Origin of the sequence: Chryseobacterium sp. BGARF1, assembly GCF_001677955.1 — a bacterium.
In the GTDB taxonomy this organism is placed as follows: Bacteria; Bacteroidota; Bacteroidia; order Flavobacteriales; family Weeksellaceae; genus Chryseobacterium.
In genome coordinates this window covers 1-12,630 of record NZ_LELA01000054.1, presented here as the reverse complement: position 1 = coordinate 12,630, position 12,630 = coordinate 1, and the positions used below count along the sequence as shown (strand labels likewise).

At 33.7% G+C, this 12,630-nt stretch carries 11 protein-coding genes and 1 tRNA gene; 5 read left to right on the top strand and 7 right to left on the bottom strand.

Features of this window, described 5'->3' with window-relative positions:
* Nucleotides 1-21: 21 nt before the first annotated feature.
* The 4 genes from AB671_RS22265 to AB671_RS10255 all read right to left on the bottom strand — a co-directional run bounded on the left by AB671_RS22265 (nt 22) and on the right by AB671_RS10255 (nt 2,369).
* Nucleotides 22-183, bottom strand: a complete 162-nt coding sequence (locus tag AB671_RS22265; RefSeq protein WP_157444183.1) for a hypothetical protein — start codon at nt 181-183, stop codon at nt 22-24.
* Entirely contained in the window at nt 180-1,328 is a 1,149-nt protein-coding gene (locus AB671_RS10265; RefSeq protein ID WP_066681520.1) for a tyrosine-type recombinase/integrase, read from the bottom strand. Before AB671_RS10265 ends, AB671_RS22265 begins: the two co-directional genes overlap by 4 nt.
* Before the next feature lie 100 nt (nt 1,329-1,428).
* Nucleotides 1,429-1,508: transfer RNA gene (locus AB671_RS10260), tRNA-Leu, on the bottom strand.
* A gap of 93 nt (nt 1,509-1,601) precedes the next feature.
* On the bottom strand, nt 1,602-2,369 hold the full coding sequence (locus AB671_RS10255) for an MBL fold metallo-hydrolase (RefSeq protein ID WP_066681523.1): 768 nt from the start codon (nt 2,367-2,369) through the stop codon (nt 1,602-1,604).
* Between the two features lie 54 nt (nt 2,370-2,423).
* On the opposite strand from AB671_RS10255, the gene AB671_RS10250 reads away from it, so the two are divergent.
* Both AB671_RS10250 and AB671_RS10245 read left to right on the top strand, forming a co-directional pair.
* On the top strand, nt 2,424-3,851 hold the full coding sequence (locus AB671_RS10250) for a nicotinate-nucleotide adenylyltransferase (RefSeq protein WP_066681526.1): 1,428 nt from the start codon (nt 2,424-2,426) through the stop codon (nt 3,849-3,851).
* Nucleotides 3,852-3,862: 11 nt separating this feature from the next.
* Complete coding sequence (locus AB671_RS10245; protein WP_066681529.1) at nt 3,863-4,312, top strand: GAF domain-containing protein; 450 nt, start codon at nt 3,863-3,865, stop codon at nt 4,310-4,312.
* A gap of 416 nt (nt 4,313-4,728) precedes the next feature.
* Here AB671_RS10245 and AB671_RS10240 read toward each other — a convergent pair whose 3' ends face one another.
* The 3 genes from AB671_RS10240 to AB671_RS10230 all read right to left on the bottom strand — a co-directional run bounded on the left by AB671_RS10240 (nt 4,729) and on the right by AB671_RS10230 (nt 7,531).
* Entirely contained in the window at nt 4,729-5,457 is a 729-nt protein-coding gene (locus AB671_RS10240) for an ABC transporter substrate-binding protein (RefSeq protein ID WP_066681536.1), read from the bottom strand.
* A gap of 110 nt (nt 5,458-5,567) precedes the next feature.
* Nucleotides 5,568-6,890: a magnesium transporter gene (mgtE, locus tag AB671_RS10235; protein ID WP_066681539.1), complete on the bottom strand. Its 1,323-nt coding sequence runs from the start codon at nt 6,888-6,890 to the stop codon at nt 5,568-5,570.
* Nucleotides 6,891-6,973: 83 nt separating this feature from the next.
* Nucleotides 6,974-7,531, bottom strand: a complete 558-nt coding sequence (locus AB671_RS10230) for a pyruvate decarboxylase (protein ID WP_066681541.1) — start codon at nt 7,529-7,531, stop codon at nt 6,974-6,976.
* A 287-nt stretch (nt 7,532-7,818) separates the two neighbouring features.
* Here AB671_RS10230 and rpsO point away from each other — a divergent pair, with 287 nt between their 5' ends.
* The 3 genes from rpsO (at nt 7,819) to AB671_RS10215 (ending at nt 11,834) form a co-directional block, all read left to right on the top strand.
* Nucleotides 7,819-8,088: a 30S ribosomal protein S15 gene (gene rpsO / locus AB671_RS10225; protein ID WP_027386233.1), complete on the top strand. Its 270-nt coding sequence runs from the start codon at nt 7,819-7,821 to the stop codon at nt 8,086-8,088.
* 151 nt (nt 8,089-8,239) lie between these two features.
* Nucleotides 8,240-9,439, top strand: coding sequence for an acyloxyacyl hydrolase (locus AB671_RS10220; RefSeq protein WP_066681543.1), 1,200 nt, complete (start codon nt 8,240-8,242; stop codon nt 9,437-9,439).
* 133 nt (nt 9,440-9,572) lie between these two features.
* Nucleotides 9,573-11,834 (top strand): polyribonucleotide nucleotidyltransferase, encoded by a 2,262-nt coding sequence (locus AB671_RS10215; protein WP_066681545.1) that lies wholly within the window; start codon nt 9,573-9,575, stop codon nt 11,832-11,834.
* Nucleotides 11,835-12,630 lie beyond the last annotated feature (796 nt).

Here is a 12,630-nt window from a genome sequence, read left to right as displayed (position 1 = left end):
AATTAAAACGATACTTTAATTTTATTCCTCATTTTTAGGTTTGAAATTCCTGCCGACACCTTGTCGGATTACGGTTATCTTACCCTGTGTTTTCTTTGCTTTTGCCAGAACTTCTAAAGCTTTTGTTCGCTCGTTAACTTTGCCTGCATGTGTTATACTATCTTGAGTTTCACTTTTTCTCATATACTAATATCTATTTTTTTATTTCTTTCAACTTGATGCTCTTGCCAATCTACTGCGTATTTCTCTGTAGTTTTTGTGTTTGTGTGTCCAGCAATTTCAGCAGCTTTGGATAGTCCAAAATCCTTTGATACTAGATTCAAGAAAGTATGTTTTAAACCATACCCAGTCATGTCTAATCCAACTTTTCGGAGGTGTTTACCGGACAGGTCATAAAGACTGTGTGCTTTCACTGGGTTGTCATTAGGCATCTGATCAAAACTAAACATATATTGATGAGGTTGGGCAATCTCGTAAATCCTTTTCCAATATTTCCATACATGCATGTTTATGGGGCGCATAGAACGGGAATGCCTTCCTCCTTTTTTTAAGTTAATCCAAAAGAAGCTTTTTTCAATATTTACATCTTCTTTTTTTATCTGTATCATTTCTTCAAAACGACATCCTGAATAAAGAAATATATTTAAGAAAATATATAAACTATAATTTAAGTCTTTTATTTTATGGAACTTTTTCCAGTCTTCTTCAGTTCTAATTATATTTTTCTTTTTTGAAGTATGTTCTAATTTTGAAATACCTTCAATGAAATTAACCTGGAAAATGTCTAATTCTGTAAAATGAGCAAAAAACTTCGATAGATGTGCTCTCGTTTTATTAACTCTATAGTTTGAATGCTTATCAATTGTCATTTTCATTAACAATTGCTTTATATCACCTTTAGTAATATTTTTTAGTTCTTTATTTTCTAATCTGAGAATTGTAGCATAATTTATAATATGCTTCATACTATTATTCAAATCAATAATTGTAGATTCGACGCCATGAAAAGACTTTAAAGCGATTTCACAAGCTTTGACAAAAGGTGTAAACTCCGAAACTAAGTGTTCATCTTCTACAACATATTCATTTGTAATAGGATTATAACCTCTTTCGAGATTTTTAATCTCATTAGCTATCATTGTTCGCGTTATCTCCTGCTTTTCTTCGAGCGTTTTTGCTCTATTCATGCCCTTAAATCGGACTTTTATACCTTCAGGATGGTTTCTATCATAAAACGTGTAGTATATTTCCCACGTTTTTTCGAGGTTTGATTTGATTGATTTTTCCCATGTTTTGGGAGTAACTTTGATTTCAGAATGCGTTTTCATTTTTACACGGTTTTTTACACGGTTTAAAAATTTACGCACAAGAGAATTAAATTAAAAAACTCTGTAAACCTAATGTGGATGAAGGTTTACAGAGAATTTGTACCCAGGACCGGGATCGAACCGGTACTCCTAAGAACTGGTGTTTGAGACCAGCGCGTCTACCAATTCCGCCACCTGGGCTTGATGTTTACTTTAAACGTTATCGTTTGTTTCAAATTGGTGTGCAAATATAGGAACTTTTTTCAATGTTCAAAAGCTTTTTGAAGAAATATTTTAAAAATTTATTTCCAAACCATCGTAGGCAAGATGCATTCCGTCTGGAAGTAGCTTATCTTCAATATCATGCAATCCAAAATGGTGACTGATGTGAGTTAAAAATAATTTTTTAGGTTTTAGTTCATCATATAATTTAATGACATCCGCCAATACAAAATGGGCAGGATGGGGATCAAATTTTCGAATACAGTTTAAAATAAGTACATCTAGATCTTTTAGCTTTTCTTTTTCTGAATCAGAAATAAAATTAGCATCGGTAATGTAAGCGAGCTTTTTAAACTTATATCCTAAAATAGAAATCTTATAATGAGTTACTTCGATAGGAGTAATTTCTGTATCTAAAACAGTGAAACTTTCTTTATTAATCTCATGTAAATCAAAAGCGGGAGCTCCGGGATAGCGAATGTCAGCAAAAGCATAAGGAAATCGGTTTTTAACTTCCTGTCCGACTCTTGAAAGACAATAAATGGGCATGTTTTTACCACTTTTAAAAATAAGCGGACGCATATCGTCCAAACCAATCACGTGATCATTATGCTCATGAGTAAGTAATGTAATATCGATGTGACTTTCTTTGTTGATAAGCATTTGCTGCCGAAAATCGGGTCCGCAATCAATCAGTATTTTCCTGTTCTCATCGGTAGTAATCATCGCTGAAGCCCGAAAACGAGTATCTTTTGGATTTTGAGAAGTACATACCTCACAAGTGCAGCCTATAACGGGAACACCTTGGGAAGTTCCGGTTCCTAAAAATTTCAACTTCATTTTCTTTTGAGGTTGTTTTAATTTTGGTAAATTTACGAAAAATTTAATGTCCTAATGTATCAGAAATTAACTCCTAAACAAAAAGCATTAACAATTAATCTAGATCCTACTATTTATGGTACTTTCGCAGAGATTGGAGCAGGGCAGGAAACTGTACGACACTTTTTTAGAGCAGGAGGCGCTTCCGGTACAATTGCTAAGGCAATGTCGGCTTACGACAAAGATTTTAGTGATGCGATCTACGGAAAAGAAGTAAAAAACAGGTATGTTACCCAAAACAGACTTAGAAAAATGCTTCGCTACGAAGTTTCACTAATTGAAGAAAGAATTTCTAGGGATACTAACCCTGGAAGAAAATATTTTTCTTATGCAAATACGGTAACAACCATCAATTTTGATAAAACCGTAAAAGGTCACGGTTGGGTTGGAATTCGTTTTCAGGTGAAAGAAAATGAAGATTACAACGAGATTGTCATTCACGTAAAATTCAAAGAGAATGATGCTACTTTGCAACAAGAGACCCTCGGGAATCTTGGTGTGAATCTTATTTATGGTGCTTATAATTATTACGATAACCCAAGAAGGCTGATAGAATCTCTTTATGATGAGGTTACTACAGACAATCTTGAGATTGATATGATCGATTTCAGCGGTCCGGCTTTTGCGTATGTTGACAATAGATTGATGTCTTTGCAGCTGGTGAAAAATAATATGACCGATGCTGTGATCTTCAATTCTCAAGGAAATAATATGCTTCCTGCAGATATTTTGTACAAAAAAAATATTTTTGCGGTAAGAGGAAGTTTCAGACCGGTGACCAAAGTAAATATAGACATGATTCGCAACGGAATGGAAATGTTCCTGAAAGATGCTATTTGTACACAAGAGGAAACTGAGGTTCTTATTGAGATTACCATTTCAAACCTTCGTGCAGACGGAGATATTGACGAAAGAGATTTTCTTGATCGTGTAGATGTTTTAGGTAAATTAGGCTACACTGTTATTATATCAAACTTCTCAGAATATTACAGACTCATCGATTATTTCTCTCATTATACCAATGGTGATATTGGCGTAACGATGGGTGTAAATAACTTGTTGATGGTGTTTGATGAGAAATATTACAAAGATCTTTCAGGAGGTATTTTGGAAGCTTTTGGTAAGTTTTTCAGAAACGGAATGAGAGTTTATTTGTATCCGTACAAAGATCCTGAAACTCATGAATTGTTGGATTCTTCAACGTTAAAAGTAGAAGAAAATCTAAAAGAATTATATAAATATTTCAAACTCAACAATCGTATTGTAGATATTACTACCTATAATCCTGAGTTTTTGGAAATATATTCAAGAGAAATTCTAAGAAAAATTGCATGCAATATCAGTGGTTGGGAAAATCAGCTTCCGGATGGTGTTGCAGAAATGATAAAAGAAAGAGGAATGTTCGGGTTTAAGAATGAGCTTTCTCTGAAACAATTTTCATAAAAAATATTACTATGTCTGAGTTAAAAAAAAGACTTTCGTCTATTCTTGAAAGTCCAAAACATAATACCGATGAGAAGCTTCAAAAAGTTTGTCATTTACTGGATCAGGAAATTTCTTATTTCAACTGGACTGGTTTTTACTTTAAAAATGGAGATAAAGACGAACTTAAATTAGGACCTTATGTAGGAGCAGAAACCGATCATATCATTATTCCTTATGGAAAAGGGATTTGTGGACAAGTAGCGGTTTCTAACGAAACATTTATTGTTCCTGACGTGCATTTGCAGGACAATTATTTGAGTTGTTCAATAGATACAAAAGCTGAAATTGTAGTTCCAATTTTTAAAAATGGTGAAAATATTGGTCAGATCGATATCGATTCTCACACCATCGATCCTTTTACAAAAGAAGATTTAGAGTTGTTGGAATGGCTTTGTAATGAAGTTTCAAAGATTATATAATCTTATTTAAGTATAAAATATAAGCTCCGATTTTTTAATCGGAGTTTTTTTGTGGACAAAATATCAATAGAAACGAGCTCTTGCCAAAAATATAAGACGCGATCTTTTGTGTTTGAGCCATCAATAGGGACGGGCTTTAGCTCGTTTAATTAAAAAAAATCATTTGGCTTTAGCCAAAACTTAAATAATAACCTGAGCTCGGAATAAAGGAATTGAGCAAAATTTTTAAAACGCAAAGATCTTAATTTTTAAGCTTATTATTTTAAGTAGCAAAGATTAGCGACAAAGTTGCAGATTAAGCTAATGAGTGCTTCATAAAAATCAATTTATTGATTCTCATCTTTGCTCCTTAAAATAAGATATGCAAAAATCAAGCTTTGCGTTAAATAGTATTTTATGTTTAATTTGAATTCACGTTAAATATTAAATTCATCAATCAATTCTTTAAAATAATTCTCGCACTTCGCAATATGTGTTCCGTACCACGAAAAAGCTTCCCCATCAACAATCATTATTTTTTTATCAGGATAAACCTTTTTTAGCTCGGCAATATGTTTTTCTTTAAAAGGAAAAGGTTCCGAAGACAGCATGATGACATCGGCTTCCGCTAAATCTTCTTTTTGGATTTCCGGATATCTGGTTTGACTTTTAAATATATTTTCAAAACCAATTTCACTTAAAATATGATGAATGAAAGTATCTGAACCCACCGTCATATAAGGATTATTCCAAATAAGGTAGGCAACTTTTACTTTTGAATTTATTTTGGTCTGATTGAGAATTTCGTAAATCTTTAGATTGAAAGCTTGTGCTCTTTCTTCTTTGTTAAATAGTAATCCAAGATTTTTCAGCAGGTAATAATTATCTTCAATCGTCTCTGTATTATAAACAACAACTTTGAAATCTTTCATTAAAATTTCAACTTGCTCTTTAACGTTTTCTTCTTTGTTGGCTAAAATTAAATCGGGTGTAAGACTTTTAATCTTCTCAATATTAATATTTTTTGTACCCCCAATAATTTCTATATTTTTCACTTTTTCTGAGGGATGAATGCAGAATTTTGTTCTTCCTACAATTTCATTTTCCGTTAAACCTAAATCAAATAAAGCTTCTGTGATAGAAGGTACTAAAGAAATAACTTTCATATAAAGATTTTTATGGTCTTTAAAGATCAGATGCAATCGCGCTATTTTCCATCATAATTTGGATTTTCAAATCACGGCGATTTCATAAAAAATTTAGACTTTGCCTAAAATTACAAAAGTTTTCCGGTTAAGAAAAGTCCGGCAACCGAGAAGTAAATAATTAATCCGGTAACATCTACCAAAGTCGCTACAAATGGAGCAGAAGAAGTAGCCGGATCGAGTTTTAGTTTTTTAAGAATAAAAGGAACCATAGAGCCCGAAAGTGTTCCCCATAAAACAATCATGACCAACGAAACTCCAACACTTAATCCTACATAGGCCCAGTGAATACCATAGTCGAAAAATCCTGCTTTATGCCAAACCATAATTCTTAGAAATCCGATTATTCCTAAAATTCCACCTAAAAATAATCCGGTGAAAATTTCTTTTTTCATCACGTACCACCAGTCTTTTAAACCAATTTCCTGAAGTGCCATCGCACGAATGATCAAAGTGGCCGCCTGTGAACCAGAATTTCCTCCACTTGAAATAATTAATGGAACAAATAATGCCAAAACAACAGCTTTCTGAATTTCATCTTCAAAAAATCCCATCGCAGAAGCGGTAAGCATTTCGGAAAAAAATAAAATAATTAACCAGGTTCCTCTTTTTTTGATCATTTCAATCAGAGAGGTTTGAGTGTAAGGTAGATCTAATGCTTCAAGTCCCCCGAATTTTTGAATGTCTTCAGTATTCTGAGATTCAATTTGATCTAAAATATCGTCAATCGTCACAATTCCCACCAAAACTCCAGCTTCAGTAATAATAGGAAGTGCGGTTCGGTCATATTTTTCAAAATAAGTAACAGCATCTTCTTTTGAAGTGGTTGTTTTTATTGCGACAAACTGATTATCTGTAAGTTCTGAAACTAAAGTATCTTCTTCTACCAACAATAAACTTCCTAAAGCTAAATCGTCAATAAGGTGATTTCTTTCATCAACGACATACAGATGATTGATGGTTTCTACTCTTTTTCCGACTTTTTTGATCTGCTGAAGACATCTTTTTACCGTCCATTCTTTTCGGATTTGGATGTAATAAGGTGTCATCAGACGCGCAATAGAATCAGAATTGTAGCCGAGAAGTTTCAGAGCGATTCTTCTTTCCTGCGGATTTAGATGATTAATAGAATATTTGATCAGTTCATCCGGGAAATCCTCAAACAAGGATGTCCTGTCATCGGGAGTCATTGAATTCAGGATTTCTGAAACGTCATCACTTCCAATACTTCGAATAGTTTCTTCCTGAAAATCGGGGTCTAAGTGTGAAAAAACATCAGCTTTGTATTCTTTCGGAACTTTCAAAAAAGCGAGTAGCCTTTCATCAGCGGGAAGTTCACTGAGTCTTTCGGCAATATCGGCTGGATTAAAAGTAAGTTCGTGTGTAGAATTCAAAACCTGAAATTTTTGATATGCAAAAATAGCTCAAATTTTTAGAATGAGAGAATCATGAGCCAAATTTAAGGTTTATTTAAAGTTTAAAAACCCGCTTCTGCAGAAGGTTTTATCTTTCTTAACTCCTTAAGAATGTTTTTCATGGCACCGTTGGTTCCTATTTTTATTGAATTTTCTGTAGAACCTAAAAGACGCATGTTTTTTCGATACGTGTCGTATTCTGAAGAGGTAACTAGATTTCCTTCTGCATCAAAAAGTTTCATGCTTACAACAACCTGATTAGAGAAAACGTATTTTCCTAATCCTACTTTGAAATATTTTACTTTAGGGACAATGACAAAATCGGCATCATTGTTTTTGCTGTATTCGGTGATGGTTTTAGAATCGATGCTGTCAAAAGAAACCTGAATTTCTGATCTCAGCATTTTGTTTTTGCGGAAGACGCTGATGTTATCCGAAACTGCACTGAAGAATGCGTGATTGGTAGGCTCTTTTATTTCTTCAATATCGGGATCTACTTCAGGATTGAAGTATAAAATTTTCTTTATTTTATCATGAGCTGAGCTTTTCTGCGCTTTTACAGAAGAAATACTGATGATAAACACAGAAGAAATAAGCGTATAAAATAAAAAATTTTTCATCTTTTTGTCGGCTGTAAAATTACTGTCTTTTAACGGGATGGCATAATTTATTTAAGAATTTATTAACATATTTTTCTATCAATTTTAATATATGGAATCAATAATGTTTCCAAAGCCTTAGATTTTACTTAAATAATTATTAAAAAATACTGATACTGTATTATTTAGAGAAACCCGGATTGCTTTTCAATGGTATCTTATTTCTAATTTTAAATTACTGTTTTGGTGATTAAAAAAATAGTCGTACTTTTGCACCCGTTACATAATAATCATTAAACAATATTGGAATGTACTTAACAACAGAAAAAAAAGCAGAAATTTTCGCAAAGCACGGAAAATCTGCACAAGACACAGGAACAGCTGAAGGACAGGTAGCTCTTTTCACGTTCAGAATTAACCACTTATCTCAGCACTTGAAGGCAAATCGTCACGATTTCAACACTGAAAGATCTTTGGTAAAATTAGTAGGTAAGAGAAAAAGTTTATTGGATTATCTTAAGAAAAAAGATATTACAAGATACAGAGCGATTATCGCTGAACTAGGATTAAGAAAATAATCTATCCGGTTTCCAAAATAAAGAAGCAACTTCGAAAGAGGTTGCTTTTTTTGTGCTTTAATTTTTGAAATATTAAAAATTGAGCAACAAAACTTAAAGATCTTTGAAGAAATCATTTAAATTTGCCCTTTTTAAAATTTAAATTACAGATTTGAAACATTTTTATCTCTATTTCTTTCTTTTGATATCGGCTTTTTACAATTCTCAGGAATTGGATACTATTTCCAGATCAAATCTACAAGGTTCTGTAAGTATGCAGTTCGGGAAATTTCTGGGAACCAATGATTATCTCAAGGAACTTAAACATAGAGATCTTATCGGGATGTCTGCAGAGCTTACCACACAAACCGATGGAAGCCAGGAATGGCACAGAAGATTTGGAAAACCTTATTACGGTGGAGGGATCGTAGCTTTTGATTACCTTAAAAACAGTGAAATGGGAAAACCTTTTGCTGTTTACGGAACTTTTGGAGGGGTTATCAAGGAGACTCCAACTCATTCCTGGAATTACGAAACGAGTGGTGGTTTTGCGTTCAACTGGACTCCCTATGATTTGAAAAAAGGCTATATTAATCAGACTTTCGGCTCATCAGTGAGTATTTATATTAATCTAGGAGCCAACTATAAATATTATTTAGGAAAACATTTTGACTTAGGTTTAGGTTTAAACTTTAATCATTTTTCAAACGGTGCTTTGAAACTTCCGAATAAAGGGATGAATACTTTTTCGCCAAAACTTTCTCTTACATATCATTTTGATGAAAGACAATTTGCTCCACATGATTCTTTGTCGGCATTTAATAAATATTCTACGTTAGATGTAAATGTTTTTGGTGGAATAAGACATTCTATTTTTTATGGAAAAGATCCAGGTTTTCAGGATTTTGATGTTGACATGATCAGAAAATTTGAAGGTAAATATTATCAGAACTGGGGAATAGAAACGGTTTATCACAGACAGGTTACTTATAAGTCTTCTCTAGGATTAGGAGTTGGTTTGATGTATGATGAAGATTATAATCACAAATTTTATCAGGATGAAAATGGAGTCATTCAAAGTACAAAAAGATTTCAGCGTGATCAGGTTTTGTTGAATATTTTTCCTTCTTACCGACTTTCAATTTCAAAATTTGCTATTCAGATCCAACCGGGATTTTATATATTTAAAAAAGAAATTGACCGACGTTACGATAAAACTATTTTTTATCAAAGAGTTGGTTTCCAATATACAGTTGGGAAGAATTTGTTGATAGGAATCGGTTTACGATCATTTAAATTTCACAAAGCTGATTATATAGAATGGAGGCTGGGTTACAGGATTTTTAATAAGAAAAATTCGCAATTATTTTAAATGGAATGCTTGAAATTTAGCCCTAATAAGTTTCGCCATTCTATTTAAAACAAAAACACTAAATTTGCATCACATTTAGACGAAATTATCAATAATTAAAGTGCTCAATACGGAGCGCAACACAAAACAATTTATGAGTATACCTCAAGCAATTACAGAGTTGATTATTCTTGCAGACGGCAGAGAAATCACATTAGAAACAGGGAAACTGGCAAAACAAGCTGACGGATCTGTAGTAGTAAAAATGGGCGGAACAATGCTTTTAGCAACCGTAGTAGCAAGCAAAGAAGCTAAAGACGGTGTCGATTTCTTACCATTAACAGTTGATTACAGAGAAAAATTCTACGCTGGTGGAAAAATCCCTGGAAACTTTTTCAGAAGAGAAGCTAGACCTTCAGATCAGGAAATTCTGACGATGCGTTTGGTGGATAGAGTTCTAAGACCATTATTCCCGGAAGATTTCCATGCAGAAGTGCAGGTAATGATTTCATTAATTTCTTATGACGGACAGTCGATTCCTGATGATTTAGCAGGTTTGGCAGCGTCTGCAGCAATTGCTATTACTGACATTCCTTTCAACGGACCAATGTCTGAAGTAAGAGTAGTAAGAATCAACGGTGAACTTTCTATCAACCCTAAATTTGAAGATCTTAAATTGGCTGACCTTGATATCATGGTTGGAGCAACGAAAGACTCTATTGTAATGGTAGAAGGTGAGATGAAAGAAATCTCTGAAGCAGAAATGCTTGAAGCAATTAACTTCGCTCACGTTGAAATTAAAAAACAAGTTGAAGCTCAGGAAAGATTAGCTGAAAAAGTAGGCAAATCTTTACCAAAAAGAGAATACAGCCACGAAAATCACGACGAAGCTATTCGTGAAAAAGTGTGGAAAGAAACTTACGATAAAGTATATGAAGTAGCAAAAACTCCTTCAGGAAAAGAAGAAAGAGGTGAGAAATTCAAAGCTGTTTTGGCTGAATTTTTAGCACAATATGTAGAAAATGCTGAAGAGTTGGAGAGAGTAACTCCTTTCGCAAAAGTATACTTCCACGATGTTGAAAAAGAGGCGATGCGTCAGATGATTATCAATGATAAAATCCGTCTTGATGGTCGTGATCCTGAAACAATTCGTCCAATCTGGAGCGAAATTGACTATTTGCCAGGAGCTCACGGTTCTGCAATCTTTACAAGAGGTGAAACTCAATCTTTAACAGCTGTAACTTTAGGTTCAGTAAAAGATGCGAACATGGTAGACAGCGTAATGGTAAATTATGACGAAAGATTCTTCTTACATTATAACTTCCCTCCATTCTCAACTGGTGAAGCTCGTCCTTTAAGAGGAACTTCAAGAAGAGAAGTTGGTCACGGAAACTTAGCTCAAAGAGCTTTGGCAAATATGATTCCTGAAGAAAATCCTTACACTATCCGTATCGTTTCTGATATTTTAGAATCAAACGGTTCGTCTTCTATGGCGACAGTTTGTGCAGGAACTTTGGCTTTGATGGATGCAGGTATTCAAATTACAAAACCAGTTTCTGGTATTGCAATGGGATTAGTAACTGACGTAAAAACTGGAAAATTCACTGTACTTTCTGATATCTTAGGAGACGAAGATCACTTAGGTGATATGGACTTTAAAGTAACAGGAACTGCAGACGGAATCACTGCTTGTCAGATGGATATCAAAATCCAGGGACTTTCTATGGATATTATGGAGAAAGCGCTTCTACAAGCTAGAAACGGAAGACTTCATATTCTTGATAAATTAAATGAAACTATTTCTGCACCAAGAGAAGATGTGAAACCTCACGCTCCTAAAATGGTAATGATGGAAATCTCTAAAGATTTCATCGGTGCTGTAATCGGACCTGGTGGAAAGATCATTCAGCAAATGCAGAAAGATACTGACACAGTTATCGCAATTGAAGAAGTTGGCGAGATCGGAAGAATCGAAATTTCTGGTGTTAGCAGAGAGAAAATCAACGAAGCGATTGCAAGAATCAACGAAATTACTTTTGTACCTGTTGTAGGTGAAGTTTACCAAGGTAAAGTAGTAAAAGTAATGGATTTCGGAGCTTTCGTAGCTATTGCAAAAGGTACTGAAGGATTACTTCACATTTCTGAGATCGAGTGGGCTCGTCTTGATAAAGTTCCTTATAACGAAGGCGACGGAGTTGAAGTGAAGTTTATGGGTTATGATGACCGTAAGAAAATGAAACTTTCTAGAAAAGTTTTGTTGCCAAGACCAGAAAGACCGGCACAAAAACCAAGAGAAGAAGGACAAGGAAGACCAGAAGGTCAAAACAGACCTGAAAGACCTGCGAGACCAGAAGGAAACAGAAGACCTGAAGGTGAAAAGCCTGCGGGAGATCAAAATCCTTCATCTGAAGCTTAAGATTATTATAATCAATCATAGTAAAACCACCGAATTTTCGGTGGTTTTTTGTTTATTCGAGAGTTTCTGTAATCAATTGGAATTGCTTTCAGAAAAGTACTTTTTATGCTGGCGTTTAATTTATCGCCAAGCTATACAAAGAATTATTAAAAATCATTCTGGAAAATAAGATAAACAAAGGCGTTAACTTATTTTTGAAATACAAAGGGTAATACGAGATTATTTTATTATATTAAGATTGAACTCCTACGGAGTTCTGCTATATCATCATTTGCTTTTCTACACAGATATTGCTCCTCCGGAGCATTAAGGAATTTGAGATAAGTTTTTTTTAGATGGAAGAATAGTATTTTGCTATATGATAATATTATACCATTTAATCTTACAATTGACCTTTTTATTAAGTGCTCCGGAGGAGCAATATCTGTGTAATAGAAATGATACAGCACACAGCAGAACTCCGAAGGAGTTCAATCTATTTCCAGTAAATTTAAAACAGAAATAATAGTATTTCATAAAGCAAGAATATAGTTTGCAGACGTAAAAATATAACTCGCAGACAGAAGAATATAACTTACAGACGAAAGAATATAACTTGATGATGCAAAAATATAAATCAATATCGCTAAAATATAAAGTCAAATCGTGCCAATATAAAATGATATTGCAAAAAAATAAAGTTACATCGTAAGAATGTAACTTTAGATGGGTAGTGTTTCACTAACTGTGTAAGTTAAAAAGTTATTCTGAAAAATTTTTGATCCCTTAAAAGCTCAAAAATAATTTTCGGAAACCT